Below are 18,647 nucleotides of genomic sequence, written 5' to 3'. Positions count from 1 at the left end.
GTCCTGCGGGATCCATTTCAGCGGTCGCGGCTCAGCCCCTTCTCTTCCAGCTCGGCGAGATAGGCGGCCCAGCGTGCATCCTTCTCATGACCCAGCGTATGCAGGTAATTCCAGGTGAAGATGCCGGTGTCGTGGAAATCGTCGAAGGTGATGCGCACGGCATAATTGCCGACTGGCTCGATCTTCAGGATCGCCACGTTGCGCTTGCCGGGAACGGTGACGCGCTGTTCGGGCGAATGGCCCTGCACCTCGGCCGATGGCGAGGCGACGCGCAGCAGCTCGGCCGGCAATTCGAACGGCTGATGTCCCGGAAAGGTGACGGAAAGCAGCTTGCGGTCCTTCGAGACCCTGAGTTCCTTTGGCGCTGTCATGCTGGTGGATCCTGCGGAGAACCGCCCTTCCCTACGCCGCTTCGCGTCGAGGGAAAAGGCCGCATGGAAAGTTCCGACATGATCTGTCGGCGTCGGAATGTTACCGATGATCGCGAGCTTCTATCTTGAATGGCAAGTTGGCTCGTATCACATAGCCATATATAACGAAGCCGTTCACGGCCACGGAAAGCGCATACGCATGGATATGATCGATCCTTTCGGTCGCACGATTACCTACCTGCGCGTGTCGGTTACCGACCGCTGCGATTTCCGCTGCACCTATTGCATGGCCGAGGACATGACGTTCCTGCCGAAGAAGGACCTGCTGTCGCTGGAAGAGCTCGACCGGCTCTGCACGGTCTTCATCGAAAAGGGTGTGCGCAAGCTCCGCCTCACCGGCGGTGAGCCGCTTGTGCGCAAGAACATCATGCACCTGGTACGCCAGCTTTCGCGGCATCTCGAGAGTGGTGCACTGGAAGAGCTGACGCTGACCACCAACGGATCGCAGCTTTCCCGCTTTGCCGCCGAGCTCGCCGACTGCGGCGTCAAGCGCATTAACGTCTCGCTCGATACCCTCGATGCCGACAAATTCCGCCAGATCACCCGCTGGGGCAATCTGGACAAGGTCATGGACGGCATCGACGCCGCGCAGGCGGCCGGGCTGAAGGTAAAGCTCAATGCCGTGGCGTTGAAGGACTTCAATGACGCCGAATTGCCTGAAATGCTGCGCTGGGCGCATGGCCGCGGCATGGATCTGACGGTCATCGAAACCATGCCGATGGGCGAGATCGATGCCGACCGCACCGACCAGTATTTGCCGCTGTCGCTGCTGCGCGCGGCTCTCGAACGCCAGTTCACGCTAAGCGACATTCCCTACAAGACCGGTGGCCCGGCCCGCTATGTCCAAGTCGCCGAGACCGGCGGGCGGCTGGGCTTCATCACACCGATGACGCATAATTTCTGCGAAAGCTGCAACCGGGTCCGGCTGACCTGCACCGGCACCCTTTACATGTGCCTCGGCCAGGAAGATGCGGCCGACCTGCGCGCGCCGCTGCGTGCGTCGGAAGGCAACGAGCTGGTCGCCGATGCCATCGACGAAGCAATCGGCCGCAAGCCCAAAGGCCACGACTTCATCATCGATCGCCGCACCAACCGTCCGTCGGTGTCGCGGCATATGAGCGTCACCGGCGGCTGATTTTTGGCCGATTTCGTGCAAGAATAATCGCCTTGGCACCGGCTTCGAGGCAAGGCGTGCAGCGGTTTTTTGCAATCCCGACGTTTTTCGGAGTGATGGCGGCCACCATGGCATTTGCCGCGCCATTTACCTACACGAACGAGCGCTTCGGCACCGTCTGCACCTTTCCGGATGAAATCTTCACTCTTCGCCAGCCTGAGCCGGACAATGGCGATGGACAACAATGGCTCACTGCCGATGGCGCCAGCCTGATCTGTTCGGGTATCCTCAACATCGATGACGACACCCCGACAGCCTTCGTCTCCGCCGAGAGGGCCAGCAAGGAACCTGGCTACAGGATCACCTACAGCAAGACCGGCAAGGACTGGGCGGTGCTGTCGGGCATCAAAGGCGAGAACATCTTCTACGAACGCCGCCTGTTCGGAAAAGACGGTGTCATCCATACGGTCTGGATCGACTACCCGCCAGCCCTGAAATCGAAATACGACCCGCTCGTCGATGCGATCGCCGGCAGCCTCAGGGGACCGTGAGCATCCGGCGATGTCAGAACTTATTGGCAGCCTATTGTTTTTGCTAGCGAGTCACGGTTGTTGGCGCGTGTAGTCATACCGCACGGCAAGCCATTTCTTGCCGCTGCCATTGGCCTGCAGGAAATGCTGCTCGGCCACCTCGTGATTATCGCCATCCCTGGAAATGACGAAATCCGAGGCCGTGAACCGCCCTTCGACCTCGGGGCCGAAGCCGACGAAACCAAGCGGCTCGAACAGCAGTGAAATCTTGCCGTCCTCCTCGCCACCAAAACTCCAGGCGGGCATGATCCCTGCCGGGAAACGGGTGTCCATGGAGACATACTTCCAGCGGCCCTCCACCCGGTCATAGCTCAAATAGGCTATCCGCTGGAAGTCCGGCATTTCCGACCCGGGCGCCGGGCGCATCACCTCCTGCATGAAGGGACCGATCATCGTGCGCTCGGCCACCAGCCCGGTCATCACGATCGGCTGCGCGCCGGGCGTTGGCCAGATCGTGTTGACGACGGACCATTTCCCGACGCGGCGAGCGAGCTCATCCGCTTCGTGACCCGGCGTGGACATCCGTTCGATTGCCGACGCCGAAGCGCCGTTCTCGGCGAACGCAGGCGCTATCGCCATGAGGATACCCGCCAGGGCAGAAGAGAACCGGAAAGCCGACGAAACATGCCGCCTGCTGCCTGTGCCAAGCCAGTCCGCATTGCCTCGTGCATTCATCATGGACCATCTCCCAACACGATCAGAAGCTTACAATGACCAATTTGGTGAATCTTGCCGAGCAAATTTGATCTCGTCGAAAAATTTTCCTCGAGCCGGCAGTGTGATAAATTTGCCCTCCGAACCCATCCTTTAGAACGGCACCTTTTTTGGGGTCACACCCAGAAAAGGTCTTGTCCGCAAACGGTCACCGGATTTACCGCAAGCCCATTCGGGCCTAGCCTCTGCTCTGGAGCGGTTCTTCGCCCAGTGGGGGAATACGATATGCGCAAACTCATTCTTTCTCTTGCATTGCTCAGCCTCGCGGCCCTGCCTGCGGCGGCTCAGTCGATCGGCGGCACCTATGCCGTGGCCGGCACCAATTTCGATGGGTCGTCCTATGGTGGCGACGCGACGATCACGCTGACCAGCGAGACGACCTGCACGATCCATTGGGAGACAGGCGGCTCGTCCTCGGACGGTATCTGCATGCGCAATGATGATGCCTTCTCCGCCGGCTATGTCATGGGCAAGGCGGTCGGTCTTGTCGTCTACAAGGTGCAGGACGACGGCTCGCTGCGTGGCCTGTGGACGATTGCCGGCAAGGAAGGCAACGGCACCGAGGTACTGACGCCCAAATAAGCCCTGCCGCTCTTGCGCGACAGATGTTACGGGCCATAGAAAGGCTGTGGCCCAGCCCTTTGACGTTGCTGTTTTGCGGGTGCCTGCTAGACGCTTGCTGCAGGACTCACCCGGTAATCGCCTTGCCTCTTTCGCCAAACCTGCGCGGCGCGTTGTTCATGATGGTGGCCATGGCTGGTTTCACCCTCAACGACGCTATCACCAAATTCTCGTCGGAATCGATGAACATGGCGCAGGTCATGCTGATCCGCGGCGCCTTCGCTTCGCTTTTCGTTGGCCTGCTTGCGTGGCAACGCGGCGCGCTTGCCCGGCCAGGTTCGATGCTGCAGCCGACCGTTGCGCTGCGCGTTGCCGGCGAGGCCGGCGCCACGGTGTCCTTCCTGGTTGCTCTGGCGCATCTTCCGATCGCCAATGTCTCCGCCGTGCTGCAGGCGCTGCCGCTGGCGGTGACGATGGGCGCAGCGCTTGTGTTCAACGAGGGCGTCGGCTGGCGGCGCTGGCTGGCTATTGCCGTCGGTTTTGCCGGCGTGCTGATCATCGTACGGCCGGGCTTCGAAGGGTTCAGCGTCTTTTCTCTGCTGGCGCTGGCCAGCGTGGCATGCTGTGCGGTGCGCGATCTCGCCACCAAGCGGATACCGCAGGCAATTCCGACATTGCTGGTGTCGAGCGCCACCGCCCTTGCCATGACGTTTCTGGGCGCGGCATTGCTTTCACCGATGGGCGGTTGGACACCGATGACAGGACAAAGCACGGCGTTCCTGGCGCTGGCGGCGGTGCTCGTGCTCATCGGCTACCACTTCATCATCACGGCGATGCGGGTGGGCGATATCTCCTTCATCGCGCCGTTCCGCTACACCGCCCTGCTCTGGTCGATCCTGCTTGGCTTCACGATCTTCGGCGATGTCCCGGATCTGCCGATGATCGGCGGTGCCACGATCATCATCGGCTCAGGCCTCTATGCACTCTACCGCGAACGGATCGTCGGCCGGCGAAAGACAGCCGCCGAAAGCACTGGACCGGACATGGCGCCGGACGGCATATAGAGTGACTGTCGACGACTGTCTGATTTGAAAACTGGATTTTGGGTCTAGGCAGCAAACGATGGGCCGAGATATCGCAGGGATCATTCTAGCCGGCGGCCGGTCGAGCCGGATGGGCGGCGGCGACAAGACGCTGCTTGCGCTTGGCGACGGTACCCTGCTCGACCATGTCGTTTCGCGCCTTGGCCCGCAGGTCGGACCGCTTGCGCTAAACGCCAATGGCGATCCGACACGGTTTGCCGCGACGGGGCTTCCGGTGCTTGCCGACACCGTCAAAGGTTATGCCGGGCCGCTTGCCGGGATCCTGACCGGCCTCGAATGGGCTTCCGACACGACCTGCCAGGCGCTGGTCACGGCTGCCGGCGATACGCCTTTCCTGCCGAGGGATATGGTCGAGCGGCTGCTCGCGGCAGCCTATGCGCGCTCCGGCTCGATCGCCGTTGCCTGTTCCGGCGGCAAACGACATCCGACCTTTGCACTCTGGCCGCTAGGGTTAGATCAGGCCTTGCGACAATTTCTCGTCGAGGAAGACAACCGGCGCGTTGCGGCGTTCATCGACCGGCACGGTTTTGTCGAGGTGGAATTTCCCATCCTGAAATCCGGCGGGGCCGAGATCGATCCGTTCTTCAACATCAACACTCCCGACGACCTTGCCCAGGCCGCGCATCTGTTGCGGAGCATCGAGCCATGAAAAGACGTGTCTTCGGCATCACCGGCTGGAAGAACTCCGGCAAGACGACATTGACCGAAAAGCTGGTAGCCGAGTTCGTCCGGCGCGGCTGGAAAGTGTCGACGGTAAAACACGCCCATCATGATTTCGACATCGACAAACCCGGAGCGGACAGCTTTCGCCACCGGCAGGCGGGAGCAGTGGAGGTCGCGGTCGTGTCGGGCAGGCGCTGGGCGCTGATGCACGAATTGCGCGGCGAGGACGAGCCGACGCTGGACGCGATCCTGTCACGGCTGGCACCCTCCGATATCGTGCTGGTCGAGGGTTACAAGCGCGAGGCGCACAAGAAAATCGAGACGCGACGGCTCGAGGCCAAGGACCGGACACCGCTCTCGGCAGGCGATCCACACATTGTCGCCATCGCGTCCGACTTCCACATTGTCGGCGAAGACCTGCCGGCCTTCGATCTCGACGACACGAATTCGATAGCTGACTTCATCGAGCGCGCCACCGGCCTGACGCGCTGAGATCGCGGCCGCAGGGGGCTTCCGGCCACTTTCTCTCCATTCAGGCGTTTGACCCAGCGTCACCGTTTTCTGAACATGACCTTCCCTCAAGCGACGGTTTTGCAGTTGCTTTTTCTTGGGAAAGAATGGGAGTATCGCGCCAGCGGGCGGTCAAAAGCACCGCCCACAGAGCCGTTCGGGAACGACGGCCGGGACCAACAGAGAGGACCATTATGCGTATTGCACTGCGTATCGCGCTCGCCGCTTCGGCTGCGCTGCTGACGCTTGGCGTTGCCCAGGCGCAGGAAAAAACCTTGAGGATCGGCACCGAGGGAGCGTATCCGCCATTCAACAACCTCACCGCCGACGGCCAACTCGTGGGCTTCGATATCGACATCGCCAAGGCGCTTTGCGACGAGATGAAGGTGAAGTGCACCTTCGTCGCGCAGGACTGGGACGGCATCATTCCAGCCCTTCAGGCAGGCAAGTTCGACGCCATCGTCGCGTCGATGTCGATCACGCCGGAACGCGCCGAGAAGGTCGACTTCACCCACAAATATTACAATACGCCGCCGGCGATCGCCGCGCCCAAGGACACCGACATCAAGGGTGTCACCAAGGAAGATTTGGCCGGCAAAACGATCGGCGTGCAGGCGTCCACCACGCATTTCAACTATTCGACCAAGACTTATACCGACAGCACCGTCAAGCCGTACCCGACCGCACAGGAATACCAGCTCGATCTGGCCAATGGCCGGCTCGATGCCGCCAACGACGACGTCGTCGTGCTGCAGCAATGGCTGGATTCGCCGGACGGCGCCTGCTGCAAGCTGGTCGGCACAATCAAGCCGGTTATCGAAATCCACGGTCCGGGCGCCGGCATTGCCGTGCGCAAGGGCGAGACCGATCTGGTCAACCAGTTCAATGCGGCGATCGACGCCATCCGCGCAAACGGAAAGTACAAGGAAATCAACGACAAATACTTCAAATATGACGTTTATGGCGGCGAGTCCTGATCGACCGACATAGGATGACGTGAACGGCGGGAGATTCCCGCCGTTCTTATAAGGACGCCGCGCACGAGGGGTGATGCGGTACGGGTCTCGAAGAGCCTCAAGGAGAACAGGCAGGCGGATGCAGAGCGCACTGACGCTTCTCAGTTGGGGACCCGAAGGCTGGCTCGACGACATCGCCGCGGGTGTATTTGTCACGGTATGTCTTGCGCTGGCCACTCTGCCTTTCGGGCTGACGCTCGGCTTTTTCGTGGCGCTGGCCAAACAATCGGAAGAGCCGTCGCTGAGACTGGCCGGGAACATCTACACCACGATTTTTCGCGGAATACCCGAGCTGCTCACCCTATTTCTCATCTTCTTCGGCATCCCATTGATCCTGCAGTACATTGTCCGGCTGGTGAGCCCTGGCACCTCCGCCGACGTCAACAGCTTCGTCGCCGGCATGATCGCGCTGTGCTTCATTTTCTCCTCTTATTCCAGCGAGGTGTTTTTATCCGCATTCCGCGCCATTCCAAAAGGGCAATATGAGGGAGGCTATTCGGTTGGCCTGTCCAGCGGCCAGACGATGCGGCTGATCGTGTTGCCGCAGTTGATCCGCATCGCGTTGCCCGGACTTGCCAATCTCTGGCTTATCCTGCTCAAGGACACCGCGCTCGTCTCGGCCGTCGGCCTCAACGAGATCCTCCGGCAGAGCGGGGTTGCCGCTCGCGTCACCAAGCACGCCTTCCTGTTTTACGGTTTTGCCGGCCTGATCTATCTCCTGCTGGCGATCGTCTCCTCCTTCGGCATCAATGCGATCGAACGAGCGGTCGGCAGCAGCGAGGTCAAAAGATGAGCCTGGCCACCGACACGCTGAAGGTCGACCGGCCGCCGCCGCCCGCACGCGGCTGGTCGCGCCAACGCATCCTCGGCCATGTCCTGGTCGGCCTGTGGATCGCTCTCGGCATCGGCATGGTCGTCTACCTGGTCGCTGCGTGGAACCCGGAGTTCTTCCAGAAATATGCACCCGGCTACATATCCGGCCTCGGCATCACCCTGTTGCTGGTTGCCATCTCGATTGTGCTTGGCGCGATCCTGTCGGTGCCGATCGCCTATGCACGCATGTCGAAGAACCCGATCCTTTCGGGGTTCGCCTATGCCTATGTCTATTTCTTTCGCGGCACGCCGCTGTTGGCGCAGACCTTCCTGGTCTACTATGGGGTCGGCTCCTTCCGGCCGGAGCTCGAGATGGTCGGACTGTGGGGCTTCTTCCGCGAAGCGTTCAACTGCGCGATCTTCGCCTTTTCGCTGAATACGGCCGCCTATCAAGCCGAGATTTTGCGTGGCGCAATCGAGAGCGTGCCGAGGGGCCAGTGGGAAGGTGCCGCCTCGCTCGGCCTGCACAAACTGCAGACGATGTGGAAGATCATCCTGCCGCAGGCGCTGATCGTCGCGTTGCGCCCGTATGGCAACGAGATCATCCTGATGATCAAGGGCTCGGCAATCGTCGCCATCATCACGGTCTACGATTTGATGGGCATCACCCGGCTCACCTATGCGCGCACCTTCGACTTTCAGTCGTATATCTGGGCGGCGATCATCTATCTGATCATCGTGGAAACATTGCGCCACGGCGTCGAGTGGATCGAACGGCGCATCACCATCCACCTGCACCGCTGACTCCCATCACCTTGCCTGATCCGGTAAGAAGACCGCAAAGCAGGCTTCTAAGGGATTCGAAAACATGGCTTCGGTGGCATTTCTTGGTCTTGGCGTCATGGGTTATCCGATGGCCGGACATCTCAAGAACAAGGGCGGTTACGATGTCACCGTCTACAATCGTACCAGCGCCAAGGCCGAGCAGTGGGTTGCCCAGCACGGCGGCAGCTTCGCTGCGACGCCAGCGGAGGCGGCGGAGGGCAAGGACTTCGTCTTTTCCTGCGTCGGCAATGACGACGATCTGCGCTCGGTGACGACCGGCGCCGGAGGCGCCTTCAATTCCATGAAGAAAGGCGCCATCTTCATCGACAATACCACCGCATCGGCGGAGGTCGCGCGCGAACTGGCGCAGCAGTCGCAAGCGCTAGGGTTTGCGTTCCTCGACGCCCCGGTCTCCGGCGGCCAGGCAGGCGCCGAGAACGGCATGCTGACCGTGATGGTCGGCGGCGAGCCCGACGCCTTCGACAGGGCCAAGCCAGTCATAGATGCTTATGCCCGCATGGTCGGATTGATGGGACCGGCCGGGGCTGGCCAGCTCACCAAGATGATCAACCAGATCTGCATCGCCGGCCTCGTTCAGGGCCTGGCCGAGGGCATCCATTTCGGCAAGAAGGCAGGGCTCGACATCGAAAAGGTCATCGAGGTGATTTCCAAGGGTGCGGCCGGTTCCTGGCAGATGGAGAACCGGCACAAGACGATGAATGCCGGCAAATATGATTTCGGCTTCGCCGTCGACTGGATGCGCAAGGATCTTGGCATCTGCCTCGCCGAGGCCGACCGCAACGGCGCCAAACTGCCGGTGACGGCACTTGTCGACCAGTTCTACAAGGACGTGCAGGCGATGGGCGGCAAGCGCTGGGACACGTCCTCGCTGCTGGCGCGGCTGGAGAAATAGGACTTCACCGTGGCCGAGCTTTCGCCTCAATCCAGCGCCGATGAAATCGTTGCTCATCTGCGCTCGATCGCCTCGGAGGAAAATCGGCTTGGCATGCTGCGCTACGGCATCAAGATCGAACGTGCGCTCGGTATCTCGCATGGCGTGCAGCGGCAGATTGCCAAGAAAATCAAGCGCAACCATGAGCGTGCCTTCGAGCTTTGGCAGACAGGCATCATGGAGGCGCAGTTCATCGCTTCCGTGACAGCCGATCCGGAGCGGTTCTCCGGCGCGGATGCAAGACGATGGGCGGCGACTTTCGACTCGTGGGATATCGTCGACGGGGTCTCCGATCTCTTTGTCGACACGGATTGCTGGAAGGAATTGATCGCCGAATTCGCGGTCGACGAACGGGAATTCGTTCGACGCACGGCTTTTGCGATGATGGCCTGGTCGGTAGTCCACCGGAAGAAGGAGCCCGAGACGACCTTCCTCGAATTCCTGCCGATCATCGAAGCGCATGCGACCGACGCCCGCAATTTTGTGAAGAAGGCCGTGAACTGGGCGCTTCGTTCGATCGGCAAGCGATCGATGAATTTGCACGGCCCTGCCCTTGCCGTGGCGCTAAAACTGGCGGCCTCGACAGACAGGACCGCACGCTGGATCGGCAAGGACGCCGTGAAGGAGCTTTCCGATGCCAAGACGCTCGAGCGGCTCGCCGCCAGAAAAGCTTGACCTGAGCGAAGTGCGCTTCACGGAGGTGAAGCAATCGACGCGCGCCGATTTCGAAAACCTGTTCGAGCAACCCGGCGGGCCGAAATACTGCTGGTGTATGGCTTGGCGCAATCTCGACCGCCGCGAGCATGTCGAGAACGACGAGAAGAAACGCGCGATGATGACGCTGATCGACGCCGGCACGCCGGTCGGCATTGTCGCCCAGATCGATGGCCGGACCGTCGGCTGGTGCTCGATTGCGCCGCGCGAGACCTACCGCAAGCTGTCACGGCAGCAGGACGATAGCGAGACGGGCATCTGGTCGATCGTCTGCTTCTTTGTGCCGAGAGCGTTGCGCGGCGGCGGGCTGGCAAGCGCATTGCTCGACGCGGCCATCGATCACGCCTTTGCCAAAGGCGCCAGGACGATCGAAGCCTATCCCGTCGACCAGGCTTCGCCGAGCTACAGCTTCATGGGTTTTCGCGACATGTTCGTCGCCCGCGGCTTTCGCGAGATCGGCATGACCGGCTCGCGCCGGCATGTGATGCGGCTTGAGCGTTGACCTGTGAGGCAGCGGCAGCTTTACTTGATGTCCGCAGATCAAGGCTCAACGGCGGAGCAGCGATGAGCAACCGTTTTAAATCAGGTACGATCATGGCAACTGCCTTGTTGGCGTCCGCGATCGCGGCAAGCGCTTCCACTGGGACCATGCACATTTTCTGGAAGGATCTGCGCCCGGCTACCCAGGCAGCCGCCGAAAGCGTCGGACTGCCGATGATCGCGGCCAAAATGCCGGATCGTGGCGAGACGCTCTCACTCGACTTGCAGGACAAGACCGTGCAACTCGCAGGCTATGCGCTGCCGGTCGACCGCGATGGTGATCTCGTCTACCAATTCCTGCTGGTGCCGTGGACGGGAGCCTGCAGCCACATGCCGACGCCGCCGCCCAACCAGATCGTCCTCGTCACGCCTGCACAGCCTTACAGGATGTCCGAGGCCTACCAGCCGGTTTCGGTGACCGGCGCATTACGGCCGGGCATGGAGAAGAGCCAGCTTTTCATCCTCGACGGCGTCAGTGTCATCCAGTCGGGCTACACCGTGCGCAAGGCCGAGGTGGTTAACGTCGACGCCGTGCCGGACACGATCACGCTGCCGGTCAACTCGCCCTGGAGTTTCCTCAACAAAAAGAAGAACTAAACAGAAGAATCTCAGGCGGCGTTCGCGCCGGACTCCTTGTCGAGCATCATGTAATCCAGCGGCATCTCGGTCGTGTATTTGATCTGCTCCATGGCGAAGGAAGACGACACGTCGCGGATCTCGATCTTGGCGATCAGCCGCTTGTAGAAGGCATCATAGGCGGCGATATCGGGCACCACGACGCGCAAGAGATAGTCGACGTCGCCGCTCATGCGATAGAATTCGACCACTTCCGGGAATTCCTGGATGACCTCCGAAAAGCGCCGCAGCCATTCATGGCTGTGCGAATTGGTGCGGATCGAGACGAACACCGTTACCCGCACGTTGACCTTTTCATGATCGAGGATGGCGACGCGCCGCTTGATGACGCCCTCTTCCTCGAGCTTCTGGATGCGCCGCCAGCACGGCGTCGTCGACAGGCCGACCTTCTTGGCGACGTCGGCGACTGCAAGCGTCGCATCCTCCTGCAGGAGGCGGAGAATTTTTCTATCAAGGCGGTCCATTGGGTGCTCCCCTGATGCAAGTCGTCCAAGTGCGCAGCGGCCTTGGCACAACGACATGCATAAAAACAAGAATTTAACGCGCGTCCCCTCATGCGCGGCGCGCTTCGAGGAATGGATTACCATAATCCCTCTTGCTCGAGCCTATTACAAGAAAGAAATTCTGCCGCATAGTGCGAAAGCGAGTGATTTCTTGCTGAATGCCTAGCCGAGGCGATAGCGGATTTCCGATCTCAGAAAGGGCAGCAAATCCATTTCAAACCATGGATTGCGCTTCAGCCAGCCGGTGTTGCGCCAGGACGGGTGCGGCAGCGGCAGGACTTTCGGGTCGGTTGCCGCCGCCCAGATGGCACGCCAATCCATGACCGTTTCCGTCAGCGAGGGACGGCGCGCTGCGCCCATATGCCAGCTTTGCGCGTAGATGCCGATCGTCAGCACCATATCGACTTGCGGCATCAGCGCCATCAGCGATGTGCGCCAGGCCGGCGCACATTCGCGGCGCGGCGGCAGGTCGGCGCCCCTGGCGTCCTGACCGGGAAAGCAAAAGCCCATCGGCACGATGGCGAATTTGTCCGTGTCGTAAAATTCCTCGCTGCCGACGCCCAGCCAGCTTCGCAGCCGGTCGCCGGAGGCGTCGGTGAACGGCATCCCTGTAATGTGAACCTTGGTACCCGGCGCCTGGCTGGCGATCAGGATACGCGCACTCGACGATGGCCTGAGCACCGGACGCGGCTGGTGCGGCAACGGCCTGCCGGCCGGGTTATCGACGCAGATGCGGCAGGCGCGTACCCTCGCCGCCAAGGCTTCCAGCTCTTCGCTCATTCGGAACTCGTTGTCAGGCGGCGGCACTCGGCCGGCTGGAGATGTCCCGATGCCAGCGCAGCACGTTCGTGCACTCTTCGGGTACCTTGATGCGAGCCGGCTTCATGAGGTCGATGGCGACCAGCCCGGTGATGTCGGCGATCGAATAGGCATCGCCGGCGACGAATTCCCTGCCGGCGAGCTCAGTGTCCAGAAATCTCAGGAATTCGATCGCCTTCGGCTTGTTGGCCTCGCCCCATTCGGGGATTTGCGGGATCTCCCATTCCCTCATTGCGGGGTGGATGTGCCGGAACGCCGCAGCGACGCAGCCGAACAGATTGAACTCCACACGTCTTTGCCACATCTCGACGATCGCCTTGCCGAGCGCGCCACGCCCGAACAAAGCCGGCTCGGGGTGCAGTTCCTCGAAGTAACGACAGATTGCGACGGATTCGGTGATGACTGTGCCGTCGTCGAGCTCGAGCACCGGCAGACGCTTCAGCGGATTGCGCGAGCTGACCGGCTGCTCTTTGTGCTCCAGCGCGCCCATGTCGACGGGCACCAGCGGAACCTGAAGTCCCTTTTCGGCCAGAAAAATCCGAACCCGGCGTGGATTGGGCGCGCGCCCGCCGTCGAACAGCTTCATCTCTATCCTCCTCGTCCGTCTCGACGAACTATAGGCACAGCTCACCAGAAGCGAAAAATTTCGCGCAAGGCGTCGCCGATCGACGCCAAGGTACCGTGCTTTCTTTCAGCCAGCTCGTGGCCGTGGCTCTCGCGCCAGTTCTTCGGCTCGTCGAAAGTTCCGCCCCAGATGCCGGCTTTGCCCGCGCGCGCAGCAGCTTCCTCGGTCTCGAAATCGCCAAAGGCGACCGCCCAGCCGGCCTCGACCTGTGCGCGGTTGAGATCCTTGCCGCCGGCCTTGCAGTCGCCGAGCAGCCTGCCGTAGCGGTCCCGCTGCCAGCCGCTGCAGGAGACGGCTTTGCCGGCGATCAACCGCACCAGGGACTGCCGCGCGAGCTTGCCGCAAGGATAGTCGGCACCGTCCTTGCGACAGATCTGCGAATATTCCGGCGCGTCGATGCCACGCATGCGGATGCGCTCGCCGCCGAGCGTGATGCTATCGCCGTCATTGACGGTGGCCGCGCCCTCCGTCTTGCGCGTCTCGATCCGGTCGAGGCGCGCCGCCAGGAGGATCGCCAGGCCGAGCACGATGAGTGTCAGCCCATAGTCCATCAGTCGGCGCCACAGGCTTCGCGGACGCGGCGCATAGTATCGCTGGCGCGGCCATCGCGACCACGAACGGCTCATATGGCAAACCGTTGGTTAATCATTCGAACGTAGCTTAACGATTTGAAATTGCTGCCCGCGTAAATTGAAGACTTCATGCCCCTGCAACGCTCGACCATGGCAGACAAGTTTATTGTGGACCGCAGAAAACGCCATCGCAACAGCGATGTCGCACGCGCGGTGCGCAAGACGCGCGACCGTCTTTCGCAGCAAGCCGGAAATCCCGACTTCGACCGCGAGCTGTTGAAGCTCCACGCGCTTTCGATGACCGGCGGCGTGATCGTCATTCCGCTGCTCATCCTGGCAACGGCCGCGGCAGGCTTGTTCGCGGGCGTCGGCAAGGAGATCGGCGTCTGGGCGCTGTTCACATTCATCTGCTATACCATCGTTGCATTCATGGCCAGACGCGTCACTCAAGCGTCCGAGCTCAACCCGCTGGAAACGCATAGGGATTTCCTGATCGGCCATTTTCTGTGCGGGCTTGGCTGGGCCTGGTTCGCATGGCTCGGCTGCGAAGCTTGCCAAATGGATCAGTTCCAGGTCGCCAAGGCGGTGGTGCTGCTGCTCGCCATGTCGGCAACTGCGATCCTGGCCTCGTCCCTGCGCGGTGCGCTGTTGGCGACCTTCGCCCTCCCGGTCGCCATCTATGCTTATGCCAGTGCGAAATTATGGATGCCGGTCGAGGCGATCATGGCAGGCTTGCTGATCGCCTCGTTGCCTTTCTTCGCCTATGTAGCGCGCCAGCTCAACCGTTCCTCGCTGATGCTGCTGTCGTTCCGCTCCGAAAAGGATGCGCTGATTGCCGAACTGGAGACGGCGAAATCGATGTCGGACGAGGCACGGCGGCGGGCGGAAGACGCCAATCTGGCGAAATCGCGTTTCCTGGCCTCGATGAGCCACGAACTGCGCACACCGCTCAACGCCATTCTCGGCTTTTCTGAAGTGATGGCCAACGAGGTGCTCGGCCCGATGAGCAACCCGACCTATCGCGACTATGCCCGTGACGTGCACGACTCCGGACAGCATCTGCTCGACCTGATCAACGAAATCCTCGATTTGTCGCGCATCGAAGCGGGCCGCTACCAGCTCAACGAGGAGCCGATGATGCTGCTCTCAGTCGTCGAGGATTGCTGCCACATGATGGAGCTGAAGGCGCGCAACAAGGACATCCGCATCGTCCAGGATTTCGAAAACGCCTTGCCGCGCTTGTTCGCCGACGAACGCGCGGTGCGGCAGATTGCGCTCAACCTGTTGTCCAATGCCATCAAGTTCACCGCCACCGGCGGCGAAATCCGCGTGCGCGTCGGCTGGACGGCGGGCGGCGGGCAATATCTCTCGGTCAAGGACAATGGGCCGGGCATACCGGAAGACGAGATTCCGATCGTGCTCTCGGCCTTCGGCCAGGGCTCGATCGCCATCAAGAGCGCCGAACAGGGCACCGGGCTTGGCCTGCCGATCGTGCAAGGCCTGCTGGCCATGCATGGCGGCGAATTCCAGCTCCATTCCAGGCTGCGCGAAGGCACCGAGGCGATCGCCATCTTCCCGCTGAGCCGGGTGATGGAGGAACTGCCGGCGCTGCCGACCAAGGCGGTTGCCTCGCGCCGGCGCTGAATGCTTAACCGCGGACCGCGGCTGCCATGCCGGAGCTGGTCAGCGCGGCCGCCCTGACCAGGCCGGCGGCAAGAGCCGCCCCTACCCCCTCGCCTTGACTGACGCCCAGATCGAGCAGCGGGCGAAGGCCGAGGCGCTCGGCGGCCTTGGCATGGCCAGACTCCGGCGACAGGCTTGCGAGGAGACAATGATCGAGGGCGGCAGGGTTGGCGGTATGTAGGACACCAGCGGCGGCAGTCACCGCAAACCCATCGAGCAGCACCGGGATCTTCTGCATCCGCGCCGCCAGAATGGCGCCGCAGATCGCTGCGAATTCCCGTCCACCGACCCGGCGCAGCGCTTCCAGCGGGTCCTTGAGGCCCGCGCCGTGAAACGCGATCGCGGCATCGACCACCTCCGCTTTGCGCCTCTGCATCACGGTGTCGGCCCCTGATCCAGGGCCGATCCAGTCGGCGCCAGTGCCTCCGAACAATGCCGTGCAAAGGGCCGCGGCGACAGTCGAATTGCCGACGCCGAGGTCGCCAAGGCAAAGCAGGTCGGTGCCGCCGGCAATCGCTTCCATGCCGAAGGCCATGGTAGCGGCACAACCGCGCTCGTCCAGTGCCGCATCCTCGGTAATGTCGGCTGTCGGAATGTGCAGAGCCAGATCGAACACCTTCAAGCCGAGATCGTTGGCGATGCAGATCTGGTTGATTGCTGCACCGCCGGCGGCGCAGAGCTCGACTGCATTTGCCGTGGCGGCGGCCGGGCGCGGCGAAATGCCGTGGCGGGTGACGCCATGATTGCCGGCAAAGATCGCCACCAATGGCCGCGTCACCGCCGGCGGCGCGCGGCCGCTCCACCCGGCAAGCCAGGCGGCGATGTCCTCGATGCGGCCAAGCGAGCCTTTGGGCTTGTCTGCCTTGGCAAACAACTGGCGCACGCGGGCCTTGGCCGCCATATCTCCCGGCGGCAGGCTCACCAGGAGGTCGCGAAAATCGTCGAAAGGTAGCGCGCTGGTCATGTCGATGGCGATCGTCCGTGTGAATTGGTGAGCGGCATAGCCGCCTTGGCCAGCCGGCACAACCTCAAGCCGGCACAAGCTCCAGGCCTGGTACAACTTCGAGGTATTGACGCGAAAGCACCCGTTGGCGGCGCTTCCCGGAGGGCTTGTATTGACTTTGTCGTTGCACCATGTGGAGGCTAGCCAAGGAAATCCTTATGACGGCCATTGAATCCCCGTGCATCCTGGTCTGCTCGATCGATATGAAAACCGGCTTCTGTTTCGGTTGCGGGCGCACGCGCGCGGAAATCGCTGCCTGGATCGACATGACCCCGCAAACCCGCCGCAGCGTCATGGCCGAGCTGCCGGCAAGGCTGGAAACGATCGAGCGACGCCCCCGCCGGGAAACCCGTCGCAGCCGCATGGCACGCGAACGCGACGCCCTCTCGTGAACCGGCCGCAGAGATGAACCGACTGCTGTGGATTCTGATCGTCGCGATCGGGGCAGGTGTACTCCTGCTCATGCTCAACGATTCCGCCGGCAGTACATTCGGCATTGAGAATTACGATTTCAGCCAGCTGATCTGGCTTAGCGCTTTAGCGGCGCTCGTCGGCGCCGGCCTGCTCAGATCGGGCAGACCGTTAGGCACCATGGCCCGCAGCCTCGGCGCCTGGGGTGCCATCGTGCTGGCGTTGATTGCCGGCTATCAGTACCGCTATGAGTTGCAGGATTTCGCCAGCCGCGTCACCGCCGGCCTTGTTCCCGGCAGTCCGCTGGCGCTGGGCGTGGAAGAAGGCCATGCCACCGTCACCCTGGACAAGGCCGGCAGCGGCCATTTCGAAGCGCGCGTCACGATCAACGGCACGCCGATCCTGACGGTTGTCGATACCGGCGCGACCAGCACCGTTCTGACCGCCGAGGACGCGCTGGCGGTCGGGTTCAATTCGGCGGCTCTCCGCTTCACCATACCGATCTCTACCGCCAACGGCATGACACGCGCGGCGGCGGTGCGAACCGACGAACTGTCGATCGGCGGCATCGTGCGCAAGGACATGCCCATCATGATCGCCGCACCCGGCACGCTCGGCCAGAGCCTGCTCGGCATGAATTTCATCGGCTCGCTATCGGGCTTCGACGTACGTGGCGATCGCATGATTTTGCGGGATTGAGTTTTTCCTCAGGCCGCCTCTGCGGTCCGGCCGAAATCGACCTCTGCAAAAGCCGCCTTGAGCACCTGCGGTCCGGCACCCGGCCTTGTCGCATCGGTGGACAGGATCTGCCGATAGCGGCGTGCACCGGGCAGGCCGTGAAACAGCCCGACCATGTGCCGGGTGACATGCCCGAGGCGTCCGCCCTGCTCGATATGGCGTGACGCGTAATCCGCCATGGCATCGATCAGTGCGACAAAATCGAACGACTCAGCTGTGCTGCCGTAAAACGCGGCATCGATGCCGGTGAGTATCCCTGGCGTGTGATAGGCGGCGCGGCCGAACATGGCGCCATCGACATGGTCGAGATGCGTCAGCGCCTCTGCGAGAGATTGAATACCGCCATTGATGCCGATGAATTTGTTTTGTTTTCTCGCTTTCAGCCGATAGACGCGGTCATAGTCGAGCGGTGGGATGTCACGATTTTCCTTTGGGCTCAGTCCTTCCAGCCAGGCCTTGCGGGCGTGCACCCACAGCGCGTCGGCGCCGGCCGCGAAAACACCATCGGCCAACGCATCGAGTGCCGGTTCCGGATCCTGCTCGTCGACGCCGATGCGGCACTTGACGGTAACCGGCATTTTCACCGCCGCCTTCATCGCCGCGACGCAATCCGCGACGAGCACGGGCGTCTTCATCAGGCAGGCGCCGAAGGTGCCGGACTGGACGCGGTCGGACGGGCAGCCGACATTGAGGTTGATTTCATCATAGCCGAAGGCTTCGCCGATGCGCGCCGCCTCGGCCAGCTTTCCCGGACCGGCGCCGCCGAGTTGCAGCGCCACCGGATGTTCGCTGTCGTCGAAGCCGAGCAGCCGCTCGCGTGCGCCGTGGATGACCGCATCGGCGACCACCATCTCGGTATAGAGCAGCGCCTCGCGCGTCAGCTGGCGATGGAAGAACCGGCAGTGCCGGTCCGTCCAATCCATCATCGGCGCCACGGCAACTTTGTGGCGTAACATATTCATTTTACTACTTTTTCTGTCTTAGTCCGTCCGATACTCCGTTCGAATGACAGAGCAATTTGGCAAAAGATGCACACCTAACTGACCCGATATACGATTTTGCCGCCGCAACTGAAAGCAAATTGGCATGTCACACATGTCACTGTACGCAC

The 18,647-nt window shown here is 61.8% G+C and carries 22 protein-coding genes and 2 pseudogenes; 16 read left to right on the top strand and 8 right to left on the bottom strand.

Annotated elements, in window-relative coordinates; genetic code table 11:
- Positions 1 to 17 precede the first annotated feature (17 nt).
- Positions 18 to 371, bottom strand: a complete 354-nt coding sequence (locus NKH41_RS14520) for a gamma-butyrobetaine hydroxylase family protein (protein ID WP_023717628.1) — start codon at positions 369 to 371, stop codon at positions 18 to 20.
- Positions 372 to 570: 199 nt separating this feature from the next.
- Between NKH41_RS14520 and moaA the strand changes: the two genes are divergently transcribed.
- Together moaA and NKH41_RS14510 are read left to right on the top strand one after the other, a co-directional pair.
- Positions 571 to 1,566, top strand: coding sequence for a GTP 3',8-cyclase MoaA (moaA, locus tag NKH41_RS14515; protein WP_352568644.1), 996 nt, complete (start codon positions 571 to 573; stop codon positions 1,564 to 1,566).
- A gap of 107 nt (positions 1,567 to 1,673) precedes the next feature.
- A complete protein-coding gene (locus NKH41_RS14510; RefSeq protein WP_352766584.1) occupies positions 1,674 to 2,096 on the top strand; it encodes a hypothetical protein in 423 nt (140 codons plus the stop codon).
- Positions 2,097 to 2,147: 51 nt separating this feature from the next.
- Here the strand turns inward: NKH41_RS14510 and NKH41_RS14505 are convergent, their stop codons facing one another.
- Positions 2,148 to 2,813: a DUF1579 family protein gene (locus tag NKH41_RS14505; RefSeq protein WP_352766582.1), complete on the bottom strand. Its 666-nt coding sequence runs from the start codon at positions 2,811 to 2,813 to the stop codon at positions 2,148 to 2,150.
- Positions 2,814 to 3,074: 261 nt separating this feature from the next.
- On the opposite strand from NKH41_RS14505, the gene NKH41_RS14500 reads away from it, so the two are divergent.
- The 11 genes and pseudogenes from NKH41_RS14500 (at position 3,075) to NKH41_RS14450 (ending at position 11,143) form a co-directional block, all read left to right on the top strand.
- Positions 3,075 to 3,431 (top strand): hypothetical protein, encoded by a 357-nt coding sequence (locus NKH41_RS14500; protein ID WP_352448884.1) that lies wholly within the window; start codon positions 3,075 to 3,077, stop codon positions 3,429 to 3,431.
- Positions 3,432 to 3,553: 122 nt separating this feature from the next.
- Positions 3,554 to 4,474 carry a DMT family transporter gene (locus NKH41_RS14495; protein ID WP_352766580.1) on the top strand — a complete coding sequence of 307 codons (921 nt, stop codon included), beginning with the start codon at positions 3,554 to 3,556 and terminating at the stop codon, positions 4,472 to 4,474.
- 58 nt (positions 4,475 to 4,532) lie between these two features.
- Positions 4,533 to 5,162, top strand: coding sequence for a molybdenum cofactor guanylyltransferase MobA (gene mobA / locus NKH41_RS14490; protein WP_352471892.1), 630 nt, complete (start codon positions 4,533 to 4,535; stop codon positions 5,160 to 5,162).
- Positions 5,159 to 5,668, top strand: a complete 510-nt coding sequence (mobB, locus tag NKH41_RS14485) for a molybdopterin-guanine dinucleotide biosynthesis protein B (RefSeq protein ID WP_352471893.1) — start codon at positions 5,159 to 5,161, stop codon at positions 5,666 to 5,668. The genes mobA and mobB overlap by 4 nt, the downstream gene beginning before the upstream one ends.
- 212 nt (positions 5,669 to 5,880) lie before the next feature.
- Entirely contained in the window at positions 5,881 to 6,663 is a 783-nt protein-coding gene (locus NKH41_RS14480) for an ABC transporter substrate-binding protein (protein ID WP_352471894.1), read from the top strand.
- Positions 6,664 to 6,781: 118 nt separating this feature from the next.
- The gene (locus NKH41_RS14475; protein ID WP_352471895.1) at positions 6,782 to 7,495 is read left to right on the top strand and encodes an ABC transporter permease; all 714 of its coding nucleotides are present in this window, start codon (positions 6,782 to 6,784) and stop codon (positions 7,493 to 7,495) included.
- Positions 7,492 to 8,319, top strand: coding sequence for an ABC transporter permease (locus tag NKH41_RS14470; protein WP_023675012.1), 828 nt, complete (start codon positions 7,492 to 7,494; stop codon positions 8,317 to 8,319). Before NKH41_RS14475 ends, NKH41_RS14470 begins: the two co-directional genes overlap by 4 nt.
- Positions 8,320 to 8,377: 58 nt before the next feature.
- Positions 8,378 to 9,253, top strand: a pseudogene (locus NKH41_RS14465) (NAD(P)-dependent oxidoreductase); the annotation flags it as partial.
- Positions 9,254 to 9,262: 9 nt separating this feature from the next.
- A complete protein-coding gene (locus NKH41_RS14460) occupies positions 9,263 to 9,967 on the top strand; it encodes a DNA alkylation repair protein (protein ID WP_352766578.1) in 705 nt (234 codons plus the stop codon).
- Entirely contained in the window at positions 9,927 to 10,508 is a 582-nt protein-coding gene (locus tag NKH41_RS14455; protein ID WP_352766577.1) for a GNAT family N-acetyltransferase, read from the top strand. The genes NKH41_RS14460 and NKH41_RS14455 overlap by 41 nt, the downstream gene beginning before the upstream one ends.
- Before the next feature lie 62 nt (positions 10,509 to 10,570).
- Complete coding sequence (locus tag NKH41_RS14450; protein ID WP_352766575.1) at positions 10,571 to 11,143, top strand: DUF3299 domain-containing protein; 573 nt, start codon at positions 10,571 to 10,573, stop codon at positions 11,141 to 11,143.
- A gap of 11 nt (positions 11,144 to 11,154) precedes the next feature.
- Here NKH41_RS14450 and NKH41_RS14445 read toward each other — a convergent pair whose 3' ends face one another.
- The 4 genes and pseudogenes from NKH41_RS14445 to NKH41_RS14430 form a co-directional block, all read right to left on the bottom strand.
- The gene (locus tag NKH41_RS14445) at positions 11,155 to 11,646 is read right to left on the bottom strand and encodes an Lrp/AsnC family transcriptional regulator (protein ID WP_023675006.1); all 492 of its coding nucleotides are present in this window, start codon (positions 11,644 to 11,646) and stop codon (positions 11,155 to 11,157) included.
- A gap of 201 nt (positions 11,647 to 11,847) precedes the next feature.
- Positions 11,848 to 12,465, bottom strand: a pseudogene (locus NKH41_RS14440) (uracil-DNA glycosylase family protein); the annotation flags it as partial.
- A 13-nt stretch (positions 12,466 to 12,478) separates the two neighbouring features.
- A complete protein-coding gene (locus tag NKH41_RS14435; protein ID WP_352766573.1) occupies positions 12,479 to 13,090 on the bottom strand; it encodes a glutathione S-transferase in 612 nt (203 codons plus the stop codon).
- A 41-nt stretch (positions 13,091 to 13,131) separates the two neighbouring features.
- Positions 13,132 to 13,755 carry a thermonuclease family protein gene (locus tag NKH41_RS14430; RefSeq protein WP_352766571.1) on the bottom strand — a complete coding sequence of 208 codons (624 nt, stop codon included), beginning with the start codon at positions 13,753 to 13,755 and terminating at the stop codon, positions 13,132 to 13,134.
- 75 nt (positions 13,756 to 13,830) lie between these two features.
- Here NKH41_RS14430 and NKH41_RS14425 point away from each other — a divergent pair, with 75 nt between their 5' ends.
- On the top strand, positions 13,831 to 15,345 hold the full coding sequence (locus tag NKH41_RS14425) for a sensor histidine kinase (protein ID WP_352471905.1): 1,515 nt from the start codon (positions 13,831 to 13,833) through the stop codon (positions 15,343 to 15,345).
- 4 nt (positions 15,346 to 15,349) lie between these two features.
- On the opposite strand, the gene NKH41_RS14420 is transcribed toward NKH41_RS14425, so the two are convergent.
- Entirely contained in the window at positions 15,350 to 16,348 is a 999-nt protein-coding gene (locus tag NKH41_RS14420) for a nicotinate-nucleotide--dimethylbenzimidazole phosphoribosyltransferase (RefSeq protein ID WP_352766951.1), read from the bottom strand.
- A 197-nt stretch (positions 16,349 to 16,545) separates the two neighbouring features.
- Here NKH41_RS14420 and NKH41_RS14415 point away from each other — a divergent pair, with 197 nt between their 5' ends.
- Complete coding sequence (locus NKH41_RS14415; RefSeq protein WP_352766569.1) at positions 16,546 to 16,779, top strand: DUF1289 domain-containing protein; 234 nt, start codon at positions 16,546 to 16,548, stop codon at positions 16,777 to 16,779.
- Between the two features lie 13 nt (positions 16,780 to 16,792).
- The gene (locus tag NKH41_RS14410) at positions 16,793 to 17,497 is read left to right on the top strand and encodes a TIGR02281 family clan AA aspartic protease (RefSeq protein ID WP_352540527.1); all 705 of its coding nucleotides are present in this window, start codon (positions 16,793 to 16,795) and stop codon (positions 17,495 to 17,497) included.
- 8 nt (positions 17,498 to 17,505) lie between these two features.
- Here NKH41_RS14410 and dusA read toward each other — a convergent pair whose 3' ends face one another.
- Positions 17,506 to 18,498 (bottom strand): tRNA dihydrouridine(20/20a) synthase DusA, encoded by a 993-nt coding sequence (gene dusA, locus NKH41_RS14405; protein WP_352766568.1) that lies wholly within the window; start codon positions 18,496 to 18,498, stop codon positions 17,506 to 17,508.
- Between the last annotated feature and the right edge of the window lie 149 nt (positions 18,499 to 18,647).

Source organism: Mesorhizobium sp. M1169, from assembly GCF_040318345.1.
Taxonomy (GTDB): Bacteria; Pseudomonadota; Alphaproteobacteria; order Rhizobiales; family Rhizobiaceae; genus Mesorhizobium.
This window is presented reverse-complemented; position numbering and strand designations above follow the sequence as displayed.